The sequence below is a fragment of the Streptomyces sp. NPDC050508 genome, assembly GCF_040655155.1.
Taxonomy (GTDB): domain Bacteria; phylum Actinomycetota; class Actinomycetes; order Streptomycetales; family Streptomycetaceae; genus Streptomyces.
This window is the reverse complement of sequence record NZ_JBFAJJ010000012.1, coordinates 12,139-36,055: the sequence shown is the minus strand read 5'-3', so window position 1 is coordinate 36,055 and position 23,917 is coordinate 12,139. Positions and strand designations below refer to the sequence as shown.

The 23,917-nt window shown below is 70.7% G+C and carries 24 protein-coding genes; 11 read left to right on the top strand and 13 right to left on the bottom strand.

The window, feature by feature from the left end:
- Window positions 1-58 precede the first annotated feature (58 nt).
- Together AB0I69_RS30645 and AB0I69_RS30640 are read left to right on the top strand one after the other, a co-directional pair.
- Window positions 59-1,588, top strand: coding sequence for an aldehyde dehydrogenase (NADP(+)) (locus AB0I69_RS30645; RefSeq protein WP_363098968.1), 1,530 nt, complete (start codon window positions 59-61; stop codon window positions 1,586-1,588).
- A 111-nt stretch (window positions 1,589-1,699) separates the two neighbouring features.
- Window positions 1,700-2,308 carry a DUF1349 domain-containing protein gene (locus tag AB0I69_RS30640; RefSeq protein WP_363098967.1) on the top strand — a complete coding sequence of 203 codons (609 nt, stop codon included), beginning with the start codon at window positions 1,700-1,702 and terminating at the stop codon, window positions 2,306-2,308.
- On the opposite strand, the gene AB0I69_RS30635 is transcribed toward AB0I69_RS30640, so the two are convergent.
- Window positions 2,268-3,662, bottom strand: a complete 1,395-nt coding sequence (locus AB0I69_RS30635) for an MFS transporter (protein WP_363098966.1) — start codon at window positions 3,660-3,662, stop codon at window positions 2,268-2,270. The genes AB0I69_RS30640 and AB0I69_RS30635 overlap by 41 nt on opposite strands.
- Window positions 3,663-3,732: 70 nt before the next feature.
- Between AB0I69_RS30635 and AB0I69_RS30630 the strand changes: the two genes are divergently transcribed.
- The 4 genes from AB0I69_RS30630 to AB0I69_RS30615 all read left to right on the top strand — a co-directional run bounded on the left by AB0I69_RS30630 (window position 3,733) and on the right by AB0I69_RS30615 (window position 7,189).
- Window positions 3,733-4,728, top strand: coding sequence for a helix-turn-helix domain-containing protein (locus AB0I69_RS30630; protein ID WP_363098965.1), 996 nt, complete (start codon window positions 3,733-3,735; stop codon window positions 4,726-4,728).
- On the top strand, window positions 4,725-5,216 hold the full coding sequence (locus tag AB0I69_RS30625) for a GNAT family N-acetyltransferase (protein WP_363098964.1): 492 nt from the start codon (window positions 4,725-4,727) through the stop codon (window positions 5,214-5,216). The genes AB0I69_RS30630 and AB0I69_RS30625 overlap by 4 nt, the downstream gene beginning before the upstream one ends.
- 78 nt (window positions 5,217-5,294) lie before the next feature.
- On the top strand, window positions 5,295-6,017 hold the full coding sequence (locus AB0I69_RS30620) for a DsbA family oxidoreductase (RefSeq protein ID WP_363098963.1): 723 nt from the start codon (window positions 5,295-5,297) through the stop codon (window positions 6,015-6,017).
- 86 nt (window positions 6,018-6,103) lie between these two features.
- Entirely contained in the window at window positions 6,104-7,189 is a 1,086-nt protein-coding gene (locus tag AB0I69_RS30615) for an aminotransferase class V-fold PLP-dependent enzyme (RefSeq protein WP_363098962.1), read from the top strand.
- 28 nt (window positions 7,190-7,217) lie between these two features.
- Here the strand turns inward: AB0I69_RS30615 and thpD are convergent, their stop codons facing one another.
- The 6 genes from thpD to AB0I69_RS30585 form a co-directional block, all read right to left on the bottom strand.
- Window positions 7,218-8,114: an ectoine hydroxylase gene (gene thpD / locus AB0I69_RS30610; protein ID WP_363098961.1), complete on the bottom strand. Its 897-nt coding sequence runs from the start codon at window positions 8,112-8,114 to the stop codon at window positions 7,218-7,220.
- Window positions 8,115-8,119: 5 nt separating this feature from the next.
- Window positions 8,120-8,530, bottom strand: a complete 411-nt coding sequence (locus tag AB0I69_RS30605) for an ectoine synthase (protein WP_363098960.1) — start codon at window positions 8,528-8,530, stop codon at window positions 8,120-8,122.
- Between the two features lie 45 nt (window positions 8,531-8,575).
- Entirely contained in the window at window positions 8,576-9,847 is a 1,272-nt protein-coding gene (ectB, locus tag AB0I69_RS30600) for a diaminobutyrate--2-oxoglutarate transaminase (protein WP_363098959.1), read from the bottom strand.
- Between the two features lie 74 nt (window positions 9,848-9,921).
- Entirely contained in the window at window positions 9,922-10,428 is a 507-nt protein-coding gene (gene ectA, locus AB0I69_RS30595; RefSeq protein ID WP_363098958.1) for a diaminobutyrate acetyltransferase, read from the bottom strand.
- Between the two features lie 279 nt (window positions 10,429-10,707).
- Entirely contained in the window at window positions 10,708-11,232 is a 525-nt protein-coding gene (locus AB0I69_RS30590) for a DinB family protein (protein WP_363098957.1), read from the bottom strand.
- A gap of 133 nt (window positions 11,233-11,365) precedes the next feature.
- Window positions 11,366-12,466 carry an aminotransferase class V-fold PLP-dependent enzyme gene (locus AB0I69_RS30585; protein ID WP_363098956.1) on the bottom strand — a complete coding sequence of 367 codons (1,101 nt, stop codon included), beginning with the start codon at window positions 12,464-12,466 and terminating at the stop codon, window positions 11,366-11,368.
- A gap of 186 nt (window positions 12,467-12,652) precedes the next feature.
- Between AB0I69_RS30585 and AB0I69_RS30580 the strand changes: the two genes are divergently transcribed.
- The 5 genes from AB0I69_RS30580 to AB0I69_RS30560 all read left to right on the top strand — a co-directional run bounded on the left by AB0I69_RS30580 (window position 12,653) and on the right by AB0I69_RS30560 (window position 17,328).
- Window positions 12,653-13,507 carry a transporter substrate-binding domain-containing protein gene (locus AB0I69_RS30580; RefSeq protein WP_363098955.1) on the top strand — a complete coding sequence of 285 codons (855 nt, stop codon included), beginning with the start codon at window positions 12,653-12,655 and terminating at the stop codon, window positions 13,505-13,507.
- Window positions 13,504-14,343, top strand: a complete 840-nt coding sequence (locus AB0I69_RS30575) for an amino acid ABC transporter permease (RefSeq protein WP_363098954.1) — start codon at window positions 13,504-13,506, stop codon at window positions 14,341-14,343. Before AB0I69_RS30580 ends, AB0I69_RS30575 begins: the two co-directional genes overlap by 4 nt.
- Window positions 14,340-15,119 carry an amino acid ABC transporter ATP-binding protein gene (locus tag AB0I69_RS30570; RefSeq protein WP_363098953.1) on the top strand — a complete coding sequence of 260 codons (780 nt, stop codon included), beginning with the start codon at window positions 14,340-14,342 and terminating at the stop codon, window positions 15,117-15,119. The genes AB0I69_RS30575 and AB0I69_RS30570 overlap by 4 nt, the downstream gene beginning before the upstream one ends.
- 90 nt (window positions 15,120-15,209) lie before the next feature.
- Window positions 15,210-16,301, top strand: a complete 1,092-nt coding sequence (locus tag AB0I69_RS30565; RefSeq protein ID WP_363098952.1) for an amidohydrolase family protein — start codon at window positions 15,210-15,212, stop codon at window positions 16,299-16,301.
- A 130-nt stretch (window positions 16,302-16,431) separates the two neighbouring features.
- Window positions 16,432-17,328: an SCO1860 family LAETG-anchored protein gene (locus tag AB0I69_RS30560; protein ID WP_363098951.1), complete on the top strand. Its 897-nt coding sequence runs from the start codon at window positions 16,432-16,434 to the stop codon at window positions 17,326-17,328.
- Between the two features lie 162 nt (window positions 17,329-17,490).
- Here the strand turns inward: AB0I69_RS30560 and cobC are convergent, their stop codons facing one another.
- From cobC to cobM, 6 genes are read right to left on the bottom strand one after another with little or no spacing between them, the layout of a single operon-like run.
- The gene (cobC, locus tag AB0I69_RS30555) at window positions 17,491-18,582 is read right to left on the bottom strand and encodes an Rv2231c family pyridoxal phosphate-dependent protein CobC (RefSeq protein ID WP_363098950.1); all 1,092 of its coding nucleotides are present in this window, start codon (window positions 18,580-18,582) and stop codon (window positions 17,491-17,493) included.
- Entirely contained in the window at window positions 18,572-19,510 is a 939-nt protein-coding gene (locus AB0I69_RS30550; RefSeq protein ID WP_363098949.1) for a sirohydrochlorin chelatase, read from the bottom strand. Before AB0I69_RS30550 ends, cobC begins: the two co-directional genes overlap by 11 nt.
- The gene (locus AB0I69_RS30545; RefSeq protein ID WP_363098948.1) at window positions 19,507-20,106 is read right to left on the bottom strand and encodes a precorrin-8X methylmutase; all 600 of its coding nucleotides are present in this window, start codon (window positions 20,104-20,106) and stop codon (window positions 19,507-19,509) included. The genes AB0I69_RS30550 and AB0I69_RS30545 overlap by 4 nt, the downstream gene beginning before the upstream one ends.
- Complete coding sequence (gene cobJ, locus AB0I69_RS30540) at window positions 20,103-21,815, bottom strand: precorrin-3B C(17)-methyltransferase (RefSeq protein ID WP_363098947.1); 1,713 nt, start codon at window positions 21,813-21,815, stop codon at window positions 20,103-20,105. The genes AB0I69_RS30545 and cobJ overlap by 4 nt, the downstream gene beginning before the upstream one ends.
- Window positions 21,812-23,050 (bottom strand): precorrin-6y C5,15-methyltransferase (decarboxylating) subunit CbiE, encoded by a 1,239-nt coding sequence (gene cbiE / locus AB0I69_RS30535; protein ID WP_363098946.1) that lies wholly within the window; start codon window positions 23,048-23,050, stop codon window positions 21,812-21,814. The genes cobJ and cbiE overlap by 4 nt, the downstream gene beginning before the upstream one ends.
- Window positions 23,047-23,877, bottom strand: a complete 831-nt coding sequence (gene cobM / locus AB0I69_RS30530; protein ID WP_363098945.1) for a precorrin-4 C(11)-methyltransferase — start codon at window positions 23,875-23,877, stop codon at window positions 23,047-23,049. The genes cbiE and cobM overlap by 4 nt, the downstream gene beginning before the upstream one ends.
- Window positions 23,878-23,917 lie beyond the last annotated feature (40 nt).

Below are 23,917 nucleotides of genomic sequence, written 5' to 3'. Positions count from 1 at the left end.
ATCGAACGACCCTGGTGAATGACCCAGAACTGCGGCATTACATGTGGAGGGACCCGCGGTGGCAGCAGCACCAGTCTGGAGTGTCGACCCCCGAACCGGGAAGCAGCGGGAACAGGTTGCGGTGGAGGCCACAGCCCAGGAGGTGGACGCCGCCGTCCGCGCCGCGCACGCCGCGCGCGGTTCGCTCGCCGACCGTACAGTCCGCGCGGCCTTCCTGCGGAGCGCCGCCGACCAGCTCGAAGCGGCCAAGAACCAGCTGGTCGAGGTCGCCGACGCGGAGACCGCGCTCGGCCCGGTCCGGCTCAACGGCGAACTCGCCCGCACCTGCTACCAGTTGCGCGCCTTCGCGGACATCGTCGACGAGGGCGCCTTCCTCGACGTCGTCATCAACCACCCCGACGACACGGCCACCCCGCCGATCCCGGACCTGCGCCGCTACAAGGTGCCGCTGGGCGTCGTCGCCGTCTACTCGGCCTCCAACTTCCCCTTCGCCTTCTCCGTCCCCGGCGGAGACACCGCGAGCGCGCTCGCGGCCGGCTGCCCGGTCGTCGTCAAGGCCCACCCCGACCACCCCGGCCTGTCCGAGCTGGTCGCGAAGGTGCTGCGCCGGGCCGCCGCCGAACACGGCATCCCGGACGGCGTCCTCGGCCTGGTGCACGGCTTCGACGCAGGTGTCGAACTGGTCAAGCATCCGCTGGTCTCGGCGGCCGGTTTCACCGGTTCCGTACGAGGCGGTCGTGCGCTCTTCGACGCGGCGGCGGCGCGACCGGTCCCGATCCCGTTCCATGGCGAACTGGGCTCTCTGAACCCGGTAGTTGTCACCGAGGCTGCTGCCGCTGAGCGGGCCGAGGCGATCGGTACGGGTCTTGCCGGTTCGATGACCCTGGGTGTCGGTCAGTTCTGTGTGAAGCCGGGGCTTGTGCTCGTGCCGTCCGGCTCCGCGGGGGACGGGCTGGTCAAGTCCCTCACCGATGCCGTCAGCGACACGGACTCCGGGGTGCTGCTGGACCACCGGATGCGCGACAACTTCCTCGCGGGCGTCACCGAGCGGGCCGGGTTGCCCGAGGTGGAGTCGCCCGTGACGCCGGGCGCGGGCAGTGAGCACACGGTGAGTCCCGGGTTCCTGACGGTGCCGGCGGAGAAGCTGGCGTCGGAGGGTTCGTACGACCTGCTCCTTGAGGAGTGCTTCGGTCCGGTCACCGTGGTGGCCCGCTATGACGATGACGCGCAGGCGCATGCCGTGTTGTCGCGACTGCCCGGGAATCTTACGGCGACGGTTCATCTGTCGGCGGGGGAGGCGGCCGGGGAGGGGCGTGGGGCGGAGATCCTCGCGGAGCTCACTCCGTTGGCCGGGCGGGTGTTGGTCAATGCGTGGCCTACGGGTGTTGCCGTTGCGGCGGCGCAGCATCACGGGGGGCCGTACCCGGCTACGACTTCTACGTCGACTTCTGTTGGCGGTACGGCAATTGAGCGGTGGCTGCGGCCTGTTGCTTACCAGAACACGCCTGAAGCGTTGCTGCCGTTGGAGTTGCGGGACGGTAATCCGCTGGGGCTGCCTCGGCGTTATGACGGGCACCTGGAGCGGTAGCGCCGTTGGGGGTGCGGTGGTTTTCGGGCTTGCAGTCCGCTGTGGCTGGTCGCGCAGTTCCCCGCGCCCCTAAAGACGAACGGCAATTCCTGCGCCTGAGATAGTGAGTGGATGGACTTGGAACTCTCCCAACTGCCCTTTCCTCTCCGCACTTACGGGCCCGACGGGCATTGGTCGTACGACGACGGTGTGCTCAGTGGATGGGCCGGGCCCCGGCAGGATCGCTTCGTGCCGCCCACCGGGGAAGGGTTGGAACCCGCTTCCGACGCGCCCCGGTTGCTCGGGGCACCGCACGGGGACTTCCAGCTGATCGCCCGCGTCACCGTCGGGTTCGCGGGGTCCTTCGATGCCGGGGTGCTCTACGTCCATGTCGGGGAGCGGGCCTGGGCCAAGCTGTGTCTGGAGTACTCGCCCGATGTGCCTACCGTCTGCACTGTGGTCACCCGGGGACACTCCGACGACGCCAACTCCTTCACCGTCGACGGCAGTTCGGTGTGGCTGCGGGTCAGTCGCACCGGGCGGGCCTTCGCCTTTCACGCCTCCCGGGACGGTGAGCGGTGGATATTCATCCGGCTCTTCACCCTCGGCGACGAGAAGGAGACGGACGCCGCCCTGGTCGGCTTCATGACGCAGTCGCCGATGGGGGAGGGGTGTGTCGTGACGTACGACCACCTTGAGTTCAGGCCGAGTTGGCCGGACGACCTGAGAGACGGAAGCTGAGGAAGGCCGTCACCGCGAAGAGAGTCGCGCTGATCGCGAGGCTCTCCCGCAGGCCCGCCGTGAAACCGTCGGAGACCAGCGCGCCGAACACGGCGATCCCCAGCCCGCCGGACACCTGCCGCGCCGAGTTGAGCACACCGGCCGCGAGTCCCGCCCGTTCGGCCGGTACCGCGTCCATCATGGCGATGGTCAGCGGCGGGACCGTCAGGGCGCAGCCGAGGGCCATCGGGACGAGGAGCCAGGCCGCCAGGAGCGGGGGCGTGCTCTCGTCGACGCAGAGAAGGACGAGTGAGCCCAGCGCGGCGAGCGACTGGCCGATCAGCATGGGCAGTTGGGGGCCGTGGCGGGCCGCCAGTTTGCCGGACACGATGTTCGTCACTCCGATCAGACCGGTCATCGGCAGGAACATCAGCCCGGCGTACAGCGCCGAACGGCCCTGCACCTGCTGGAAGAAGAGCGAGAAGAGGAAGATCACGCCGTAGAAGGCGACACTGCACGCCACACCCGCCGCGACCGCCACGGACACCGTGCGACTGCGGAACAGGCCGAACGGCACCACCGGATGGGACTGGCGCAGCTCGACCCGGACGAAGAGCGCGCCCGCGAGGATCGCGACGAGCAGGGCGACGATCCCGGTCACCCCGCCCTCGATCACCGCGAAGGTCACGGCGGTGAGCGTGATCACCGCAAGGAGTTGGCCCGGCAGGTCCAGCGGTGCGGGCCGGCGTTCCGAGCGCGGCGCCCGGAGCAGCAGCAACAGCGCCACCGCGCCCAGCGGCAGGTTGATGAAGAAGATGCCCCGCCAGTCCCAGAACGTGGTCAGCGCACCGCCCGCCACCGGGCCCAGGGCCACCGCCGCCGCACCCCCGGCCCCCCAAGTCGCGACCGCCCGCGCCCTCTTGGCCGGTTCGGCGTAGGCCTGTCGTACCAGGGACAGCGAGGCCGGCAGGACGACGGCCGCCGCCACGCCCTGGGCCACGCGCGCGGCGATCAGCGCGGGCAGGTTCGGGGCCAGGCCGCAGGCCGCCGAGGCGAGGGTGAAGACCGCGATGCCGATCGCGTACGCGCGGCTCGCACCGGCCCGGTCCGCGAAGGCGCCGGTGGACAGCATCAGCGCCGCGAAGGACAACGTGTACGCGTCGACCACCCACTGCAGCCCCGACATCCCGCCGCCGAACGCGTCCTCGATGGACGGCAGTGCCACGTTCACCACGGACGCGTCGAGGCTGATGAGCGCGAACCCGAGGAGGGCGGCGGTGAGGATCAGGGCGGGGGAGGGGTTCCTCAAGTTGCCGGTGCGAGGCGCGAGTTGGGAGGCGGACGTGGGCGTGGGGGCGGGGGTGGGCGTTGTCATGCGTCCATGCTGCGGAAACGCGACGCCGTACAGTAGTGGCCGGAATGCCACCCACCCGGAGGTTCTGGCCATGCCGAGAAAACGGCCCCCGCACCGCGTCGCGATCGTCGCGCCGTCGCCCGTCTCGATGTTCAACCTCGCCGTCCCGGAGATGCTCTTCGCCAAGGTCGAGGTCGACGGTGCCCCGGGCTACGAGGTGACCATCTGCAGCAGCGACGCCGGTCCGGTCGTCACGACCGGTGGGCTGGACCTGCGGATCGGCCGTGGCCTCGACATCCTGCAGAGCGCCGACACCGTGCTGATCGCGGGCACCGGCGAGCGGTACGAGCCCGACCGGGCCGCCGTCGCCGCCGTCCGCGAGGCCGCCGCCGCGGGCAAGCGCATCGCCTCCATCTGCAGCGGCGCCTTCGTGCTCGCCGAGGCCGGGCTGCTCGACGGCCGCAGCGCCACCACGTATCACGGGCTGGCGGACGAACTGCGCGAGCGCTATCCGGCCCTCGACCTCAGGGGCGACGTCCTCTACGTCCAGGACGGCCAGTTCCTCACCGCCTCCGGATACGCCGCCGGCATCGACCTCTGCCTGCACATCATCCGCACCGACTACGGCGCCGCCGTCGCCAACGAGGTCGCCCGCCTCGCCCTCGTCGCACCCGTACGGCCGGGCGGCCAGACCCAGTTCACGCAGACCCCGCTGCCGCCTGAGCGCGGCACCGCCTGCGCCGACACCCGCGGCTGGGCCATGCGCAACCTCGACAAGCCGCTCACCCTCACCGACCTGGCCCGGCACGCGGGCGTCAGCGTGCGCACCCTCACCCGCCGCTTCCACGCCGAGAGCGCGGTGAGCCCCCTGCAGTGGCTGCTCCACCAGCGCATCGAGCGCGCCAAGGAACTCCTGGAGACCACCACGCTCCCCATGGACCAGGTGGCCCGCGCCTGCGGCCTGGGCACGGCGGACTCCCTGCGCGGCCACCTGGTCCGCCGCACCGGGCTGACACCGAGCGCCTACCGGGTGCAGTTCAGCCGCCTGGGAACCGGAGCGGCCGAGGTCACGTCATCGGTGGCATGAAAAGTGACCGTGTCATCGGGACCCGGGTGATCCGCACGGCCCTGCCCGCGGAGGCGGAGAGCATCGCCGCGCTGCACGCGCGGGCCCGGGCGACGTACTACCCCGAGGGCGTCCCGGAGGACGGCAGGGACTGGCTCGCCGCCTGGCAGGGCGTCATCGCACGGCCCGACGCCCACGTGCTGTGCGTGGTCGAGAACGGCCGCATCAACGCCGTCGCCTCGTTCCGCACGCCGGAGGGCGGCCCGGCGGAAACGGTCAAGCTGTTCCAGTTCCACGTCAACCCCGACCAGTGGCGCTCCGGCCTCGGCACCGCCCTGCACACGGCCTGCGTCGAGCAGTGGCGGGCCGACGCCCGGCGGACCGCCGTACTCGACGTCCATGTCGACAACGAGCGGGCGCAGGCCTTCTACGTCCGTCAGGGCTGGGTCGCCGACCCCTCCGACGGCAGCCACCACCTGGGGATGCGGTTCGCCGTGACGGGGGAATGAAGCGCGCTGCCTGGACGTTCACGGGGGAGACGGAGGGACTCTCCGTTCCCATCCGTACGTCCTGGAAAGAGCCGAAGAATGCGCGTCGAGATCTGGTCGGACATCGCCTGCCCCTGGTGCTATGTCGGAAAAGCCCGATTCGAGAAGGCTCTCGACGCCTTCCCGCACCGCGACGGCGTCGAGGTCGTCCACCGGTCCTTCGAACTGGACCCGGGCCGCGCCAAGGACGACGTCCAGCCCGTGCTGAAGATGCTCACCAAGAAGTACGGCATGAGCGAGGCGCAGGCGCAGGCCGGCGAGGACAACCTGGGCACGCAGGCCGCCGCGGAGGGCCTCGACTACCGCACCCGCGACCGCGACCACGGCAACACCTTCGACATGCACCGCCTCCTCCACTTCGCCAAGGAGCACGGCCGCCAGGACGAGCTGATCCAGGCGCTGTACAAGGCCAACTTCGTCGAGGAGCGGTCCGTCTTCGCCGACGACGAGCGCCTCGTCGAGCTGGCCGTGGGCGCCGGCCTGGACGCGGACGCCGCCCGCAAGGTGCTGGCCGACCCGACCGCGTACGCCGACGACGTCCGCGCCGACGAGCGCGAGGCCGCCGAGCTGGGCGCGAACGGCGTCCCCTTCTTCGTCCTCGACCGCAAGTACGGCGTCTCCGGCGCCCAGCCCGCCGAGGTCTTCGCCCAGGCACTGACCCAGGCCTGGGGCGAGCACTCCCCGCTGAAGCTGATCGACAGCAGCGCCGACGGCGGCGCCGAGGCGTGCGGCCCCGACGGGTGCGCGGTACCGCAGGCCTGAAAGCCGCCGGCCTGAAAGCCGCAGGTCAGGGCTGAACATCGGCGGATCTATAAGCGTTCCTTAGCGGATCCACGTAAAAATTCGCAATGGACGAGGGCTTCTCGGCACCGCAGAGTGGTGGCATGGAGACCTTCGAGAGCCTCGTCCGCGCCGAGTTCGCCCCGAAGAACACGTACCTCAACACCGCGAGCACCGGCCTCCTCCCGACCCGCACCGTCACGGCGATGCACACCGCCATCGAGGCCGCCGCGGTCGGCACACCGACCGACATGTTCGACGACGTCGAGGCGTCCCGCGCCACCTTCGCACGGCTGACCCGCGTGACGGTCGACCGGGTGGCGGCCGGGGCCTCGGTCGCCGTCTACAGCGGACTGATCGCCTCCTCGCTGCCCGCCGGCGCCGAAGTCCTCACCGCCGAGGCCGACTTCAGCTCCGTCGTGAACCCCTTCCACATGCGCGCCGACCTCAAGGTGCGCAGCGTCCCGTTGGAGCGGCTCGCCGAATCGGTACGCCCCGGCACCGCGCTCGTCGCGGTCAGCGCCGCCCAGTCCGCGGACGGCCGGATCGCCGACCTGCCCGCGCTCCGGGCGGCGGCACGCGAACACGGAGCGCGTACGTACGTCGACGCCTCGCAGGCCGCCGGCTGGCTCGACCTCGACGCGGACGCCTACGACTACGTCGCCGCCGTCGGCTTCAAGTGGCTGGTCTGCCCGCGCGGAGTCGCCTTCCTGGTCACCCCGGAGGACCTCGGCGGCCTCAACCCGATCTTCGCCGGCTGGGTCGCGGGCGAGGCTCCCTGGGACAGCTGCTACGGCCCGGTCGAGGAACTCGCCCACTCCGCCCGCCGGTTCGACGAGAGCCCGGCCCTCTTCTCCTACGCCGGTGCCCGCCACTCCCTCGCCCTGCTGGAGGAGTTGGGCGTGGACGCCGTACGCACCCATGACCTGGCCCTCGCCGACCGCTTCCGCGCGGGCCTCGACACCCTCGGTCACGTGCCCATCGCGTCCCCCGGCTCACCGATCGTGTCGGTACCCGGACTCGGGCGGAGGCAGGGGGAGTTGAGCGCGGCCGGAGTCGAAGTCTCCGACCGCGCCGGGAACCTGCGTGCCGCCTTCCACCTCTACAACACCCCGCAGGACGTCGACCGGCTCCTGGACGTCCTCGCAGACTGACACCGACCGGGGCACGGCTGGCGGCGGGTCACCTCACCGGCGTGAAGTCCCGTGCCCCGATGAACTCGGGCCGTCGGACCGGCGCGGCGAACGGCTCAACCGCCTTGTTCTGCACGCTGTTGAACACGATGAAGACGTTGCTGCGCGGGAACGGCGTGATGTTGTCCCCGGAGCCGTGCATGCAGTTGCAGTCGAACCAGGTCGCCGAACCGGCCCTGCCCGTGAACAACTTGATGCCGTACTCGGAGGCCATGCCGGTCAGCGCCTCGTCGGACGGGGTGCCCGCGTCCTGCATCTGGAGCGACTGGCGGTAGTTGTCCTCGGGGGTCGCGCCCGCGCAGCCGAGGAACGTCCGGTGCGAGCCCGGCATGATCATGAGGCCGCCGTTGGTGTCGTGGTTCTCGGTGAGCGCGATCGACACGGACACGGCGCGCATGTTCGGCAGACCGTCCTCGGCGTGCCAGGTCTCGAAGTCGGAGTGCCAGTAGAAGCCGCTCGCCCCGAAGCCCGGCTTCACGTTGATCCGGGACTGGTGGACGTACACGTCCGAGCCGAGGATCTGCCGCGCCCGCCCGACGACCCGCTCATCGCGCACGAGCCGGGCGAACACCTCGCTGATCCGGTGCACCTCGAAGACGGACCGGATCTCCTTCGACTTCGGCTCGACGATCGACCGCTCGTCGGCCCGGATCGCCGGGTCGGCGACAAGTCGCTCCAACTCCCGCCGGTAGACGTCGACTTCGTCGTCCCCGAGAAGTTCGTCCATGGCGAGGAAACCGTCGCGCTCGAAGGACTGGAGGTCGGCCGTCGGGATCGGTCCCGGGGCGTCGGGGGAGCCCCAGAGGACCGGGTCCTTGCGCGGGACGGACGCCTCGGTGATGCCGCGGCTGGGGTACAGGTCGGTGATGTCGGTGACGGTGGTCATGCTCGTCACACCTCCTCGGGCTCGGGCTCGGTCAGCAGCGGATAGACGCCGTTCTCGTCGTGGTCCTCCCGTCCGGTGACGGGCGGGTTGAAGACACAGATGCAGCGGAAGTCCTCCTTGATCCGCATCGTGTGCCGCTCGTGCCCGTCGAGGAGGTACATGGTCCCGGGCGTGATCGTGTACGTCCGCCCGGTCTCGTTGTCGGTCAACAGGGCCTCGCCCTCGACGCATACGACGGCCTCGACGTGGTTGGCGTACCACATGGACGTCTTCGTACCCGCGTACAGGACGGTTTCGTGGAGCGAGAAGCCGACCCGCTCCTTGGCGAGGACGATGCGTTTGCTCTCCCAGGTGCCGGAAGCAGCCTTGATGTGCCGGTCGGTGCCTTCGAGTTCCTTGAACGAACGGACAATCACGGTGCTGTGATGCCTCCTTGACGTGGTGTCAGCTGGTCGGGTTGTTCAAACGGTTTCGCGTACGGCACGGGCGAGGATGCTCAGCCCCTCGTCCAGCTCCTCCGGGGTGATGGTCAGCGCGGGCAGCAGCTTGACGACCTCGCCCTGCGGGCCCGACGTCTCGACGAGCAGCCCGAGTTCGAAGGCACGGGCGCAGATCCGCCCGGCGCGCTCGGGGTCCTTGAACTCGATGCCCCAGACCAGCCCGCGGCCCCGGTACGCCTTGATGTCGGCGAGGTTCTCCTCGGTGACGGAGATCAGCCCCTGCTCGACCTGCTCACCGCGGGCCCGGGTCTGCTTCTCCATCGCGGACCCGTCCGCCCAGTACGTCTCCAGGGCGGCGGTGGCGGTGACGAACGCCGGGTTGTTGCCGCGGAACGTGCCGTTGTGCTCGCCCGGCTCCCAGATGTCCAGCTCGGGCCTGAACAGGCACAGCGACATCGGAAGGCCGTACCCGCTGATGGACTTGGAGACGGTGACGATGTCGGGCACGATCCCCGCCTCCTCGAAGGAGAAGAACGCGCCGGTCCGACCGCAGCCCATCTGGATGTCGTCGACGATCAGCAACATGTCCTGGCGCTCGCACAGTTCGGCGAGCGCCCGCAACCACTCCGGCCGGGCGACGTTGATGCCGCCCTCGCCCTGCACGGACTCGACGATCACGGCGGCCGGCTTGTTGAGGCCGGAGCCCTGGTCCTCCAACAGCCGCTCGAACCACAGGAAGTCGGGGACCTTCCCGTCGAAGTAGTTGTCGAACGGCATCGGCGTGCCGTGCACCAGCGGGATACCGGCCCCGGCCCGCTTGAAGGCGTTGCCGGTCACCGCCAGCGAGCCCAGCGACATCCCGTGGAAGGCGTTGGTGAACGACACGATCGACTCGCGCCCCTTCACCTTCCGCGCCAACTTCAGCGCGGACTCAACGGCGTTGGTGCCGGTCGGGCCAGGGAACATCACCTTGTACGGCAGGTCGCGGGGCCGTAGCACCAGATCCTGGAAGGTCTGCAGGAAGGCGCGCTTGGCACTGGTCGACATGTCGAGCCCGTGCGTGACGCCGTCCCGTTCCAGGTAGTCGATCAACGCCCGTTTCAGGACAGGGTTGTTGTGCCCGTAGTTGAGCGAACCGGCGCCCGCGAAGAAGTCCAGGTAGGCGTGGCCGTCCTCGTCGTACATACGGCTGCCCCGGGCCCGGTCGAAGACGGTGGGCCAGCCGCGGCAGTAGCTGCGGACCTCGGACTCCAGGGTCTCGAAGACGCTGAGATCGGGCTGGGTGATGGTCACGCGGATCGCTCCTCGGTGTGGGGGGTGAGGGAGTGCGGCGGGAAGAGGAAGACCGGGGAACCGGCCGGGTGTCGTCAGAGGCTCAACGGGCCGATGCGGTACAGCACTTCGGGATCGTGCGGTCCGTCCGGGAAGTCACCGGCCTCGAACAGCACCGTGCGCTCCACGGTGGCGCCGTGGCGTTCGGCGTACGAGGTGAAGAGGCGCTCGGACGCGGTGTTGCCGGGCGTGATCGTGGTCTCGATCCCGGTCAGCCCGTACTCGTCCGCGACCCGCTCGGTCAGCCCGTCGAGCAGCCGGGCGGCCAGCCCGCGGCCACGCTGCGCGGCGTCGACGGCGACCTGCCACACGAGCAGGGTGCCCGGCCGGTCCGGCGGGACGTACCCGGTGACGAACCCGACCGGTTCCCCGCGCTCGTCCCGCACGACGGCCGAGGTACCGGAGAAGTCCCGGCACCACAGCAGATAGCTGTACGACGAGTTCAGGTCGAGGGCGTTCGAGTCCTTGGCAATACGCCACAACGCGGCGCCGTCGGCCACCGTGGGGCGGTCGATGTGCAGGTCTGCTTGGGTGGCAGTCATGCGAATTGAATTTACCGAGGGAAATGCGAAATTGCATGGAGGAGTGGGGTTACGTCTGAGGCTGCGCTGTGTTATCACGCGTGCGTGTGCGTGAGCTATGTGCTGATTTCTCCCGCATATAAAGGGCAAAACGGCCGACCTGTGTAACGGGTCACAAGGGTGTAACCCTCACGAGATCTACGCGAATTATTTGCGTTTGGGTGCGCGGAAATCGGGCAGAAGAATATGGGAAGCTGCCCGCGAAGAAGGCGGTGGAATTCCCGGGGAATTACATCAGAATTAGGCGCCGGTGGTGCCGTCGATGCTTTCCCGCAGGATGTCGGCGTGCCCGTTGTGCCGCGCGTACTCCTCGACCAGATGAATCAGCACCCACCGCAGACTGACCTCGGTCCCGGCCATCGGCCCGTCGGGGATCCGCCCGTGGTCGTCGAGCGACAGCCCGGCGCAGTGCTCCCGCCCGCGCGCGATCTCCCGGCGCCACACTGCCAGCGCTTCCTCGATTCCACGCCCGGGTTCGAGGGCGTACCCGTCCTCGGTGCCGTACACCGACGGCACGTCGAGCCCGAACACCCGCTGGAACCAGTTCCGTTCGACCTCGGACAGGTGCTGGACCAGGCCGAGTAACGTCAGCGAGGAGGGCTCGGCTGCCGCGAGCCGCACCTGTACGTCGTCCAGACCGGCGCACTTCAACTCCAGTGTGGCGCGATGAAAGTCGAGCCAGCTTTCGAGCATGGGGCGCTCGGTGCCGGTCATGAAGGGGATGAGGCGGCCGTCGGGGAGGGTCTGGCGCGTGTCAGTGGTCATGCGGGGAGCATGGCACCGTGCTCTTCGAATAGGGTCCGGCGTGATCCAGTCCGTCCGGCGATTGAGGACGAGGCCCCTTCAGAGCCCATCGGGGGTCTGGGGGCGGAGCCCCCAGGGACACCTCAGTTCACGACTACCGCCACGCGTTCTCCGCGGCAGACCGGGCGCCCTCCAGGTCCACCGGCACCCCCTGCTCGGCCAGCGCCGCGCCCAGCGCTGCCAAGGAGCTCTGCACCGCCCCCACCGTCGCGTCCACCCCGTAGTGGTTGACCCGGATCATCTCCTTCGCCAGGGCACCTCCGCCCGCGGCGAGCGGCAGGGTGGGGTCCGAGGCGAGGGCCCTTGTCACCAGTTCCGAGGCGACGACACTCGACGGCGTCCTGAGGGTCGTAGCGACCGGTGCGGCGTCCGCCGCGTCGTGGACGTACGGTTCGAGGCCGCCGCCCAGGGCGGTCGCCCCCGCTCGCGTCGCCGCGGCGGCGGTCGCGTGGCGGCGCATCACCACGTCCAGGCCCTCCGTCTCGATCCGCTCCACGCACGCCTCCAGCGCGAGCATCTCCAGCTGCGCCGGTGCGTGGGGGAGGGCCGTGCGGCCGGCATCGGTCCAGCGGTCCTTCCAGTCCAGGAGGGAGAGGTACGAGCGGCGCGGGGCTCCGGGGTTGGACGCCATACGGGCCCATGCCCGCCCGCTCACCGACACCGCCGACACACCCGCCGGACCGCCCATCGCCTTCTGCGCGCCGATCACGCACAGGTCGACACCCCACGCGTCCGGCAGCACCGGCTCCGCGCCGACGGAGGCCACCGCGTCGAGGTAGAAGAGCGCGCCGTGCGAGCGCACGACCTCGCCGATCTCCGCGACCGGGTTGGTGTTGCCGGTCGCCGCCTCCGCGTGGACGAGAGACACGAAGTCGATCTCCGGACGCTCGGCGAAGGCCTCCCGGATCCGGTCGGCGGTCACCGCCGTGTGGAAGGGGACGGCGAGGTCGATCACCTCGGCGCCGCAGTCCCGCAGCCAGTTCCCGAAGGTCTGCCCGTACGGACCGGTGATGACGTTCAGCGCGACCGTGCCCGGACCGGCCGTCGAGCGGATCGCGCCCTCCAGCGGCAGCAGCGCCTCGCCCTGCATGATCACGACGTCCTGCTCCGTGCCGAGCAACCGCGCCACCCGGTCCTCGATCGAGGCGAAGTGCGCGGCGCTCAGCGGAGCCAGGTCGAGGAACGGGTGCGTCACGGCGGTGCTCTTTCACTCGCGGGAGTCGATGGGAACGAGGGTAACCGGCCCTCCCCGGTGCCCTCCGCGCCCCTCCGACCGGCGACTTCTTAGCCCGTACGGCCCCGTGGGCACCGGTCCACGGCGAGCGGTCCACCCGGCTCCTCCGAATAATCGGAAGCCACAGTTCCGTCACAGGAGGCCTCCGTGAACACGCTCCTCGGCCGCCGGGCCCGCACCCTGGCCGCCATCACCGCGACGGCCGGACTCGTCCTCGTGGCCGGCTGCACGTCGAGCGGCAGCGGCGGCAGTGGTTCGAAGACCGCCGCCGGTGGCGTCGAACTCGTCAAGGCCGGCCGGCTCACGACCTGCACCCACCTCCCCTACCCGCCCTTCCAGTCCGAGATCGACGGCAAGGTGCAGGGCTTCGACGTCTCCCTCATCGACCTGGTCGCCAAGGACCTCGGCGTGAAGCAGACGATCCTCGACACCCCCTTCGAGAACTTCAAGACCGGCGCCTTCCTCAACGCCGACGAATGCGACCTGGCCGCCGCCGGCATGACCATCACCGCCGAGCGCAAGAAGAACGTCGACTTCTCCGACCCGTACTTCGACGCCACCCAGGCCGTCCTCGTCGACAAGAAGAGCGGGATCACCTCCCTCGCCGACGTGAAGACCAAGGGCAAGAAACTCGGCGCCCAGGCGCAGACCACCGGCGAGGACTACGCCAGGAGCAAGGGCTTCGACCCCGTCTCCTTCGAGTCGTCCGACGCCGTCCTCAACGGCCTGCGCACCGGCCAGGTCCAGGCCGTCATCATCGACTACCCGGTCGTCCAGGGCTGGCTCAAGACCAAGGCCAACGCCGACGCCTTCAAGGTCGTCGACAACCTCAACACCGGTGAGCAGTACGGCTTCACGGTCAAGAAGGGCAACACCAAGCTCCTCGCCGCCATCAACAAGGCCATCAAGGACGCGAAGGCCGACGGCACGTACAAGAAGCTGTACGAGAAGTGGATCGGCCCCTACGACGCGTCGGCCACCGCCTCTCCGTCGGCCTCATGACCGGCGACACCGCAGATCCCCGACTCCAGCCCCGGAAACAGGGGTTGAGCCGACGTCAGAGACGCCGACTGTCCCAGGGCGCCCAGTACGCCGTGTTCCTCGCCGCCGTGATCGCCTTCGCGGTCACGGCCGACTGGGGGCGGCTGAAGAACCAGTTCGCGCAGTGGAGCATCGCCAAGCAGATGTTCCCGGACGTCATCACACTGGCGTTGAAGAACACCGTGCTCTACACCCTGTCCGGCTTCGTCTTCGGGCTCGTCCTCGGCATGGTCGTCGCGCTGATGCGGCTGTCGTCGGTCGGGCCGTACCGCTGGCTCGCCGGGATCTACATCGAGATCTTCCGCGGCCTGCCCGCCCTGCTGATCTTCATCTTCGTCGGCGTCGCCGTGCCGCTCGCCTTCCCGGGCACGGAGATCGTCGGCGGTACGTACGGCAAGGTCGCCCTCGCGCTCGGCCTGGTGTCGGCCGCGTACATGGCGGAGACGATCCGCGCGGGCATCCAGGCGGTGCCCAAGGGGCAGTTGGAGGCGGCCCGTTCGCTCGGTTTCTCGCCGGCGCGGGCCATGGTGTCGATCATCGTCCCGCAGGCGTTCCGGATCATCCTCCCGCCGCTGACCAACGAACTCGTCCTCCTCTTCAAGGACTCCTCTCTGGTCCTGTTCCTCGGCGTCACCCTGGAGGAACGCGAACTCTCCAAATACGGACGGGACTTGGCCAGTACGACCGCCAACTCCACGCCGATCCTGGTGGCGGGCCTGTGCTATCTGCTGGTCACGATCCCGCTGAGCTTCGTGGTCCGCCGGATGGAGACGAAGACGGGGGAGGCGATCCGGTGACCGGCACTCCGGAGATCCAAGTCTGCGGCCTGTACAAGTCGTTCGGCGCCAACGAGGTGCTGCGCGGCATCGACCTGGAGATCGGACAGGGCGAGGTGGTGTGTGTCATCGGCCCCTCCGGCTCCGGCAAGTCGACCCTCCTGCGCTGCGTGAACCTGCTCGAAGAACCCACCGCGGGGCGGGTGTTCGTCGGCGGCACCGAAGTCACCGACCCCGACGTCGACATCGATGCCGTACGTCGCCGTATCGGCATGGTCTTCCAGCAGTTCAACCTCTTCCCGCACCTGACCGTCACCGAGAACCTCACCCTGCCGCAGCGCCGGGTCCTCCGCCGGGACAAGGCGGCGGCGGAGAAGGTGGCCGCCGAGAACCTGCGACGCGTGGGCCTGTCGGAGAAGGCATCCGCCTACCCCGCCTCCCTCTCCGGCGGACAGCAGCAACGCGTCGCCATCGCACGGGCGTTGGCGATGGGCCCCGAGGTCATGCTCTTCGACGAACCGACCTCGGCACTCGACCCCGAGCTGGTGGGGGACGTACTGGCGGTCATGCGGATGCTCGCGAACGAGGGCATGACCATGATGGTCGTCACCCACGAGATGACGTTCGCGCGTGAGGTGGCCGACCGGGTCGTGTTCATGGACGGTGGCGTGATCATCGAGGACGGCACCCCGGACCGGGTCATCACCAACCCACAGCACGACCGCACCCGGCATTTCCTGTCGAGGCTCCTGGACCCAGCGATGGCTGAGGTACAGGACGACGACAGCGCCCCCTGAAGGGGCGCGGGGCTGTATCGATTTGCGGCTCCGCCGCGTGGGCGCGACCAGCCACGACGGCCCCGCACCCGACGAACTATCGTGCGTCCCATGAGCGATCAACCGGTGCTGCACATGAAGGGCCGAGTCCTGGTAGGCCCCGAGGACATCCGCGACGAACTCTGGGTCATCGACGGCCGTATCTCCTACGACCGTCCCGTCGACGCCGACGACATCCGGACGGTCGACGGCTGGGCCCTCCCCGGCCTCGTCGACGCCCACTGCCACGTAGGCCTCGGCACCCACGGCCCCGTAGACGCGGAGACCGCCGAGACGCAGGCCCTCACCGACCGCGACGCCGGCACCCTGCTGCTGCGCGACGCGGGTTCGCCGTCCGACACCCGCTGGATCGACGACCGCGAGGACCTCCCGAAGATCATCCGCGCGGGCAGGCACATCGCCCGCACCCGCCGCTACATCCGCAACTTCGCCCACGAGATCGAGCCCGCCGAACTCGTCTCATACGTCGCCCAGGAGGCCCAACGCGGCGACGGCTGGGTCAAGTTGGTCGGTGACTGGATCGACCGCGACCTCGGCGACCTCTCCGCCTGCTGGCCGCGCGAAGCGGTGGACGCGGCCATTGCCGAGGCACACCGGCTCGGCGCCCGTGTCACCGCGCACTGCTTCGGGGAGGACGCGCTGCGCGACCTGGTCGAGGCGGGCATCGACTGCATCGAGCACGCGACCGGCCTCACCGAGGACCTGATCCCGCTGTTCGCCTCGCGGGGTGTCGCGATCGTGCCGACCCTCGTGAACATCGCGACCTTCCCGAAGCTCGCCGAGGGCGGCGACGCCAAGTTCCCGCGCTGGTCGGCCCACCTGCGGCGACTGTACGAGCGGCGCTACGACACCGTCCGCGCCGCCTACGACGCCGGCGTCCCGGTCTACGTCGGCACGGACGCCGGCGGTTCCCTGGCCCACGGCCTGGTGGCCGCCGAGGTCGCCGAACTGGTCACCGCCGGCATCCCCGCCGTGGAGGCGTTGTCGGCGACCGCGTGGGGCGCGCGGCAGTGGCTCGGCCGGCCCGGTCTTGAGGAGGGCGCACCGGCGGACTTCGTCGTGTACGAGACGGATCCGCGCGCCGACGTTCGCGTCCTGGCGTCCCCGCGGCGAGTGGTGCTGAACGGGCTGGTGGTCGAATAGTCGCCAGCCGATTCGAATACGTTCACGGAAAACCCACGATGGGGTGAAGTGACGCAGGATCGCTGACGGTCCACCCTCGATGCGTAATTCTTGGCGGGTCCCAAACAAGCCTCCTTTAGGGGTCCCCACCTTGAACGGCACCAACTTCCGCATGCCCGCACGCCGTTGGGCCACCGTTGCCACGGCCACCGCCCTCGCCGCCGGTCCCGTGGCGCTGGCCGGCGCGGGTTCCGCCCGCGCGACCACCGACCAGGGTCGCGCGAGCGCCGTCGTCCTGCGCACCGGGCTCGACGTGTCCCTGCTCAACAAGACCGTGGACGTCCCGCTCGCGGTCTCCCTCAACGAGGTCCAGGCGCCGCAGAGCGCCGAAAAGACCGCGCTCTCCGCCCAGTTGGACGGGGTGAACGGCGGGCAGCCGTTCAGCGTGCTCGGCGCGGACGTCGCCACGGCGAAGGCGACTGTCTCCGACACGAAGGCCGAGGGCTACACGAACCTCGCCCACGCCAGGCTCCATGTTCCCGGTCTGCCGCTGCTCTCGCTCATCGAGGTCGGCGCGGTCACGTCCAAGGCGACCTGTGAGGCGGGGAAGACGCCGGTCGCCACGTCGAATCTGCTCGGGTCGGTGACGGTGCTAGGCAAGCGGGTCACGGTAACTGCCGGTGGGCCTACGGAGGTTCAGGTGCCGGGGGTCGGGTCGGTCCGGCTCGATCTGTCCAAGACGTCGACCACGTCCCGTACGGCGGCTGCCACGGCTCTCGAACTCAAGGTGTCCGTCAACCCGTTGAAGCTGAACGTGGCGGACGTGGAGGGGACGGTGACTTTGGCGCAGGCGACTTGTGAGGCACCGTCGCCGGTGAAGCGGAGTGCCGATCCGGCGCCGGACGTCAAGGCACAGGGGGCGCCTGCGGAGGCGGGGTTGGCCGAGACGGGGGGCAGCTCCATGACGCCGTACGTCGCGGGTGGGGCGGTGTTGTTGCTGGCGGTGGGCGGGGGAGCGGTACTGACGGCGCGCCGGCGTCGGAGCTGAGGCAACTACCTTTCCCACCCACCCACCCGTCTCGGGCGCTTTAGAGGTTCACCTTGAACCCACAGCAAACGGGCGGGTGGGTGGGAAAGGCTTTTGGAGGGTGACCTCTTGGCCGACCGAGTCGGGCGGGTGGGTGGGCGAAGGGCGGAGGCGGAGCCAACCTCACCGCCCTGCCAACGTCACCGCCTGATCCAGCGCCTGCAAGAACCGGTTCACTGTCGCCCGGTCCCGCACAGCGAGCCGTAGCCACTCCCCGCCCAACCCCGGAAACGTGTCCCCACGGCGAACGGCGAAGCCCAGATCGCGCAGATGTCGCCGTACGGCCACCGCGTTCGGAACGCGGACGAGGACGAACGGTCCCTCGGCGGGTTCCATGACCCGGAGTCCGTCCGGGGCGAACTCGGCCAGCCCGGCGACGAGATGGGCCCGGTCGGCGGCGACGCGGTGGGCGGCGTGGGCGGCCTCCGCGAGGGCCTGGGAGTCCATGCACGCCTCCGCCGCGGCGAGCGCGGGCGTGGACACGGGCCACAGGGGCTGGGCCCGCTCCAGTTCCGAGATCGTCTCGGGGGCGGCCAGGACGTAGCCGATCCGCAGTCCCGCCAGGCCCCACGTCTTGGTGAGGCTGCGGAGGACCACGAGTCCGGGGACGTCGGTCCGGTCGGCGAGGGTCTCCCGTTCGCCGGGCACCGCGTCGATGAACGCCTCGTCGACCACCAACGTCCGCCCAGGGCGGGCGAGTTGGACAATCGTCGCAGCGGGGTGAAGGACCGACGTGGGGTTCGTGGGGTTGCCGATCAACACCAGATCCGCGTCCTCGGGGACCGCCCCCGGGCCCAGCCGGAAACCGTCCGCCTCCCGCAACAGCACCCGCTGCACCGAGTGCCCCGCCTCCCGCAGCGCCGCCTCCGGCTCCGTGAACTGCGGGTGCACGACGACCGGCTGACGGACCTTCAGGGCGCGGGCGAGCAGCACGAAGGCCTCGGCGGCGCCCGCAGTCAGCAGCACGCGTTCCACCGGCAGTCCGTGCCGCGCCGCGACCGCCGCCCGCGCCGCCCGCCCGTCCGGGTAGGCGGCGAGGCCGGTCAGCGAACCGGCTATCCGCTCGCGCAGCCAGGCCGGGGGCGTGTCCGCGCGGACGTTCACGGCGAGGTCGATCAACCGGGCGCCGTCGTCCCGGACTTCGGCGTCACCGTGGTGGCGCAGATCGTGGGCTCTGTCCGTGGGGTCGTGGTCGTGGGCTCTGTCAGTGTGCATGGGCGTGCCCACCGTGATGGTGATGCCCGTGGTGGTGACCGTCGTGGTCGTGACCGTCGTCGTCCGGGTGGAAGTGCGGCTGCTGCGGCTGCCCCACCTTGTCCTCGAAGCCGGGCAGCGCGATGCGGTACACACATGAGTCGCAGTTCATCCGCAGATCACCCTTGACCGCCTCCCGGTACCGCTCCATCACCAGATCCAGCAACTCCGGCTCCGGGCCTATGACTTCGGCGGACAGTACGTTGATCTCGGGGTGCGCCGCCGCCCAGCCCTCCGTCTGCTGCCGCACCCGCTCCGGCAGGATGCCGGTGAACAGGAAGTACGGCAGGACGACGATCCGCCGGGCACCCAGCTTCACACACCGGTCAAGGCCGCTCGGCACGTCCGGCGCAGCGAGCGACACGAACGCCGGTTCCACGCCCGCGTATCCGCGCCCTTCCCACAGCAGCCGTGCCGCCTTGTGCACCTCGGCGTTGGCGTCCGGGTCGGTCGACCCGCGTCCCACCAGGAGCACGGTCACGTCGGCCCGGTCGGCCGGCGTGCGCGCCGACTCGCCGAGCGCCTCGTCGAGCCGCCGCTCCAGCACCTTCAGCAGCGACGGGTGCGGGCCCAGCGGACGCCCGTACGTGTACGAGATCCCCTCGTGCCGCTCCTTCTCCCGGGCCAGCGCCGCCGGGATGTCCCCCTTGGCGTGCCCGGCGGACACCAGCATCAGCGGTACGGCGGCGAACCGGCGCACCCCGCGCTCCACCAGCTCGGTCACCGCGTCGCCCAGCGGCGGCGGCGACAGCTCGATGAACCCGCCCGCGACGGGCAGTTCGGGATGACGGCGGCCCAACTCCCGTACGAAGTCCCGGAACGCCTCGGCTCCGGCCTCGTCCCGGGTGCCGTGTCCGGCGATGAGCAGGGCGGGCGGCGGGGTGGTCACGATTTCTCCTCTAGATGTGAAACGGGGTGGTACAGAAGGGCGTTGAGGGCAGCCGCGGCCACAGCCGACCCGCCCTTCTCGGACACGTTGCTCACCGCGGGCAGCCCGCTCTCCCGCAACGCGGCCTTGGACTCGACCGCGCCGACGAAACCGACGGGCAGACCGATGACGAGCGCGGGGGAGGCGTCCAGGGTCAGCAACTCCTCCAGGGCGGTGGGCGCATTGCCGATCACCCAGAGGGCGCCGGGCCCGACCTCCTCGTAGGCGAGCCGGATCGCGTGCGCCGAACGGGTCAGCCCGGGACCGGACTTGGCGTCCTTGAGCCGGCACACGGTCCGGAGCCCGGTGATGCCGGCCGCGACCATCGCCACGTCCACCACCACCGGCGCCCCCGCGTGCAGCGCTCTGTGTGCCTTCGCCAACTCGCCCTCGTCCAGGACGAGATCGGTCGCGTACTCCAGATCGGCGGCGGAGTGGACGACCCGCTCCACGACCGCGCGGGTCAGCGGCGGGAGGTGCGAGGTGTCCAGCCGGGCACGCAGCCGCCGGTAGGACTCCACCTCGATCGGATGGATCACACGGTCCGCACCGTTCACTTGGCGCCCTCCTGCGAGGTCTGCGATGCCTGCCAGCGGTATCCGCGCGGCGTCACCATGCGCCCCGCGATGTCCCGGGTGGCCGTGTTGCCCACGGTCACGACCGTCATCATGTCGACCCACGCCGGATCCAGCGCGGCCAATGTCGTCAGCCGGCTGGACTCGTCGGGCCGCGACGCGTTCCGTACGACACCGACCGGCGTCGTCGGCTCCCGGTGCTCGGCGAGGATCGCGAGGGCCTTCGGGAGCTGCCAATCCCGGCCCCGGCTACGGGGGTTGTAGAACGTCACCACGATGTCGGCCTCGGCCGCCGCCTGCACCCGCCGCTCGATGACCTCCCACGGCGTGTGCAGGTCGGAGAGGCTGATGGACACGTGGTCGTGGCCGAGCGGCGCCCCGAGGATCGCGGAGGCGGCCAACGCGGCGGTCACGCCCGGGACTCCGACCACGTCGATGTCGTCCGACGCCTCCGCGAGCGCGGGCGAGGCCATCGCGTACACCCCGGCGTCACCGCTGCCGATCAGCGCGACGGCCTGCCCCTTGCGTGCCTCGGCCACGGCGGTACGGGCCCGCTCCTCCTCGGCACCGAGCCCCGACTCCAGGACCAGCGTCCCGGGCCGCAGCAGATCGCGGATCTGGTCGACGTACTGGTCGAGCCCCACGAGCACGGCGGCCCGCCGGAGTTCGGCCTTGGCGCGCGGGGTGAGCAGATCCCGGGCACCCGGCCCGAGCCCGACCACCGCGAGCCGCCCGCGAGCGACCCGCCGTACGACGGCACAGGTCGCCATCGCGGGCTGCCCGTCGACGCGCTCCGACTTCCGCTTGGGGACGAGGAGTTCGCCCCCGCCCACGAGCGCCGCCGCCTCTGCCACGGACGGCGTGCCGACGGCCGCGAGCGGCGCGTCGGACGGGTTGGGCACCTCTACGGCGGCCAACTCCCCGGCGGAGTAGGTCACCAGCGGCACGCCGAGCCGCTGCGCCGCCTGGATGATGCCGGGCTCGTCCGCCTTGGCGTCGACGGTGGCGAGTTCGGCGACGTTGCCGACGGACAGCCCCGCCTCACGCAGAGCGTCGTAGACCAACCCGAGCACCTCGTTCACGGGTGCGCCCCTGGACGCGCCGACCCCGACGACGAGGGACGGCGGCCGTAGCACGACCTCCCGCTCGCCGGGTTCGACCGCCCGATCGGTGACGCGGATGACGTACGCACCGCCCCCGTCCGACACCCGCAGTGGTGGCAACGGCCACGCCAACTCGGCGTCCAGGGAGACCGGTTCGCCGTCGAGCAGGGCCCGCGAGACCCCGGCGACATCGCCCTCCACGGGGAACCCGAGCGTGTCCAGGCCGGGCACGCCCACCGCGTCCGTGGCCGTGGTCACGACGGGTTGCGCGGCGAGCAACTCGCCGACTTCCACGGCGAGTTCGTTGGCCCCGCCGCCATGCCCGCCGACCAGCGACACGGCGAACCGTCCGCCCTCGTCGACGCACACGACCCCCGGGTCGGTCCGCTTGTCGCCCAACAGCGGGGCGATCAGCCGTACGACGGCTCCCGTGGCCAGAAAACACACGAGCTGCTCGCACTCCGCGAACGCGGCCCGGACGGCGTCCCCGACGGGACCCTCGTACACGCGAGTACGGTCCGGCCACGCGGCGGCCAGCCGGTCCCGCGCCGTCGCTCCCGCCGCGGTGGCGGAAATGAGGCCGATCACTTTGCAACTCCTTCAGCAGGTGCCGGGGGGCGGATGCCCCACAGCAGAAAAACGGGATTGGTCGCCGCGAGCCGGGTCACGTCGCCCGGCAGCGGCGCGAGCCGGGACGACTGCAACAGCACCCCGTCGACCTTCAGCCCGGCCGCCGAGAGAGCCTCCCGTACGGCCGGTACCCGGTCGAGGGCGGCCATCGCGACCACCACGGTCCGCCGGGCCCGCCGCGCGCACGCGGTGACGATGGCGGGCAGTTCGCGCCCGCCCCCGCCGACGAACACGGCGTCGGGGTCGTCGAGATCGGACAGCACGGTCGGCGCCGCCCCGTGCACGGTGTGGACGTCGACGCCGTGCGCCTCGGCGTTCGCACGGATCCGCTCGACACCGTCCCGGGTCTTCTCGACCGCGGTGACGGCGGCGCCGAGCCGCGCACACTCGACGGCCACGGACCCGGAGCCCGAGCCGACGTCCCAGACCAGTTCGCCGAGCCGCGGCCCGAGCCGGGCCAGCGCCAGCGCCCGTACCTCGAACTTGGTGATCATCGAGTCCCGGTGCTCGAACTCCCGCTCGTCCAGCGCCCATTGGGCGGGCCCGACGGCAGCCCCGGCAACCGTACGCACGGCACCCGGCACCCGCGCCTCGTCCAGACACAGCACCACACTCACCGCCGTACCCCAGTCCCGGGCGGCGGCCTCGGCGGGCGTGACCCGCTCGACCTGCTCCTCCCCGGAACCCAGCGCGGACGCGACGACGAGGACGCGCCCGCCGGTCCGGTGGGTGAGCGCGGCCCCCAGCTCGGCGGGTCCGGCCCCCGGCCCGGTCAGCACGGCGACCTTGGGATGCGCGCGGCACGCGTTGACCGCCGTACGAAGGTCACGTCCGTGCGCGCTGACGACGACGGCGTCGTCCCAGGTCAGCCCGGCGCGGGCGAAGGCGGTGGCGACGGAGGAGACGCCGGGGCGGACGTCGAGGGCGGCGCTGCCGAACCGTTCCGCCAGCGCCCGTACGATCCCGAAGAACCCGGGGTCCCCGGAGGCCAGCACGACGACCGGCTCGCCCTTCCCGACGTAGACCTCGATGGTGTCGAGGGCGGGCGCCAGCGGACCGAGGACGACCTGCTCGGCGTCCTCGGGGACCGCGACGGCGGCGAGATGCCGCTGCCCGCCGACGACGAGCCGGGCACCGGCGAGCACGCCCTCCGCGACCGCCGCCCCCGTCCCCATCCCGATGACGGTGATCACGTGCTCGCACCCCGCGAGCGCAGGGCCCTGCGGGCCTCCGGGTCGGCCTTGCGGTAACCGTGGAAGTGGCCGGGGTGGTAGAGGTGCGAGCGGGTGCCGTGGGCGTCGAGGGCCGGGCCGACCAGGAAGAGGGTGTGCTTCCAGAGCTTGTGCTCCTTGACCGTCTCCTCCAGCGTGGCGATCGTGCACTTCACGATCAGTTCCTCGGGCCAGGTCGCCTGGTAGGCGACGACGACGGGCGTCTCCGTCGGATAGCCGCCCTCCAGCAGCTCTCGCACCAACTGCCCGCTGCGGGCGGCCGACAGGAAGATCGCCATGGTCGTCCCGTGGCGCGCGAACTCCCGCACCTCCTCCCCGGGCGGCATCGGCGTCTTGCCGCCGCCGAGCCGGGTGAGGACGACCGACTGCGCGACCTCGGGGATCGTCAGCTCGCGCTGCGCGAGGGCGGCGACGGCGGAGAAGGCCGAGACACCCGGGACGATCTCGGTCGCGATACCGATCGCGGCGCACCGGTCGACCTGCTCCTGAGTACCGCCCCAGAGGGCCGGGTCGCCGGAGTGGATACGGGCGACGCGCAGCCCCTCCGCCCCGGCCCGCTCGTAGACGGCGACGACGTCCTCCAGGGACATGGTCGCCGAGTCGAGGATCTCGGCGCCCTCGCGCGCGTGGTCGAGGACCTCCGCCTGCACCAGGCTGGCCGCCCAGATCACGACGTCGGCCTCGGCGATGGCGCGCGCGGCACGGAACGTCAGCAGATCGGCGGCGCCGGGGCCGGCACCGACGAAGGTCACCTTGCCGGTGGGGGTATCGGCAACGGCATCGGCCATGGGGTCGGATCCTCTCAAGCGGGACAAACAGAACGGGAAC

Excerpts from the sequence above, each read along its gene's own strand:
- AB0I69_RS30625 (WP_363098964.1), top strand. The coding sequence starts at position 4,725 with ATGAAAAGTGACCGTGTCATCGGGACCCGGGTGATCCGCACGGCCCTG.
- AB0I69_RS30620 (WP_363098963.1), top strand. The coding sequence starts at position 5,295 with ATGCGCGTCGAGATCTGGTCGGACATCGCCTGCCCCTGGTGCTATGTC.
- cobM (WP_363098945.1), bottom strand. The coding sequence starts at position 23,877 with ATGGCCGATGCCGTTGCCGATACCCCCACCGGCAAGGTGACCTTCGTC.
- AB0I69_RS30615 (WP_363098962.1), top strand. The coding sequence starts at position 6,104 with ATGGACGAGGGCTTCTCGGCACCGCAGAGTGGTGGCATGGAGACCTTC.
- cobC (WP_363098950.1), bottom strand. The coding sequence starts at position 18,582 with ATGCACACTGACAGAGCCCACGACCACGACCCCACGGACAGAGCCCAC.
- AB0I69_RS30575 (WP_363098954.1), top strand. The coding sequence starts at position 13,504 with ATGACCGGCGACACCGCAGATCCCCGACTCCAGCCCCGGAAACAGGGG.
- ectA (WP_363098958.1), bottom strand. The coding sequence starts at position 10,428 with ATGACTGCCACCCAAGCAGACCTGCACATCGACCGCCCCACGGTGGCC.
- AB0I69_RS30590 (WP_363098957.1), bottom strand. The coding sequence starts at position 11,232 with ATGACCACTGACACGCGCCAGACCCTCCCCGACGGCCGCCTCATCCCC.
- AB0I69_RS30630 (WP_363098965.1), top strand. The coding sequence starts at position 3,733 with ATGCCGAGAAAACGGCCCCCGCACCGCGTCGCGATCGTCGCGCCGTCG.
- AB0I69_RS30565 (WP_363098952.1), top strand. The coding sequence starts at position 15,210 with ATGAGCGATCAACCGGTGCTGCACATGAAGGGCCGAGTCCTGGTAGGC.
- AB0I69_RS30635 (WP_363098966.1), bottom strand. The coding sequence starts at position 3,662 with ATGACAACGCCCACCCCCGCCCCCACGCCCACGTCCGCCTCCCAACTC.
- AB0I69_RS30640 (WP_363098967.1), top strand. The coding sequence starts at position 1,700 with ATGGACTTGGAACTCTCCCAACTGCCCTTTCCTCTCCGCACTTACGGG.
- thpD (WP_363098961.1), bottom strand. The coding sequence starts at position 8,114 with ATGACCACCGTCACCGACATCACCGACCTGTACCCCAGCCGCGGCATC.